The sequence below is a fragment of the Chryseobacterium sp. VD8 genome, from assembly GCF_037149975.1.
Classification (GTDB): domain Bacteria; phylum Bacteroidota; class Bacteroidia; order Flavobacteriales; family Weeksellaceae; genus Chryseobacterium; species Chryseobacterium indicum.
Genome location: NZ_JBBCQL010000425.1, coordinates 1 through 1,239, shown reverse-complemented (window position 1 = coordinate 1,239; position 1,239 = coordinate 1). Strand labels below are relative to the sequence as shown.

3 protein-coding genes are annotated in these 1,239 nt (G+C 24.7%); 1 reads left to right on the top strand and 2 read right to left on the bottom strand.

From position 1 onward, the window contains the following. Positions 1-126 (top strand): T9SS type A sorting domain-containing protein (locus WFK35_RS22820; protein WP_336734935.1); only part of this gene is annotated, 126 nt, incomplete at its 5' end. A 284-nt stretch (positions 127-410) separates the two neighbouring features. On the opposite strand, the gene WFK35_RS22815 is transcribed toward WFK35_RS22820, so the two are convergent. Then, entirely contained in the window at positions 411-968 is a 558-nt protein-coding gene (locus WFK35_RS22815; protein WP_336734933.1) for a hypothetical protein, read from the bottom strand. Between the two features lie 56 nt (positions 969-1,024). Beyond that, positions 1,025-1,239: hypothetical protein (locus tag WFK35_RS22810; RefSeq protein ID WP_336734931.1), on the bottom strand; the 215-nt coding region annotated here is incomplete at its 5' end.

Sequence of the window (1,239 nt, the reverse complement as noted above, 5' to 3'; positions counted from 1 at the left end):
GGTCAATTAGTACAGACAATTGAAAATCCATTTCAAAAAGATAATACAATTATTCTTACAGATCTTCCTAAGGGTATTTATATTTTGAAAACTGGCGATCTGAATACAAAGTTTATTATAAAATAAATCAATAAAAAAGATTATTTATAAAATACTGTTCTAAGTCAAAAAAATTATAATATTGGTTAGATTGTAAATTATAATATCTCCCATTAGTTGAGAAGGTTTTTATGTGTAAATATTTAATACATAAATAAAGAATAACTTTTTTGTACCATATTTGTACCATAAAAATATAACTATTTGATTTATAGTAGTTATTATATTAGAAGAAGTGAAATAAGACTTAATAAGTCAGATAATATAGAAAATCCTCGAGCGAAAGCTCGGGGATTTTTGCTTTCCGGAAATTATTTTCCGGAATCAATTTTTTTAATTTCATTTAAAAAATATTCTACGCTTTTTATTTTCAATGTTTTATAGCCTTCATCATTAATGCTATTTAATTGAGCATTAATAAAATTATTGGTTTTTTCTTTTAAAATTGAATCTCTAACGGTAATGATCTCTTTCGCAGAATAAATTTCATCTTTGAAATAAGATTTAATATCATTTCTTTCTCCAACACAGCCATCTATATATTTCATGAATAAAGGATTGTCATGATAATATTGATAGATCTCAAGAAATCTCTTATCGTTTCTTTTAAAAAGTTCTTTTCCGGAATATAATCGTAAAGAATTGCTTCCGTTTTTTGCCAGATAAAAAAGCTCATCATTGGTAGCTGTTTTCGCTAATTTTCTGAAATCATCATACAGTTTACTTCTTTCACCACCTATTCCGATGTGTGAAGATTCTGCATACTGTATCGTGTCTAAAGGTTTGGCTAATATTTTTACTTTTTCAGAAATCTGCGCTTCACAAAAGGTAATTGTAAAAAGTAAAAGTGGCAATATTCTTAGCTTCATGGTAAAATAATAGAAATTTAAAAACTAAGTTATTTGTTAAAGAATATTTTTTGTTTTTAATAATTATTTGGAAATTGAAGTTTACCATCTTTCCAATTCTCATTAATGATTTTATAAATTTCCAATCTCTCCGGAATATAAGTTTCATCGATTATTTCGAACTCATCAATACAATCTTTAAAAAAATTAATATCTAATTTTTCATAATAATTAATTTCTTCTGTTGTGTAAAAATCTTTGGATTGATTACTTTTTTTCGATATTATTTTAT

Excerpts from the sequence above, each read along its gene's own strand:
- WFK35_RS22815 (WP_336734933.1), bottom strand. The coding sequence starts at position 968 with ATGAAGCTAAGAATATTGCCACTTTTACTTTTTACAATTACCTTTTGT.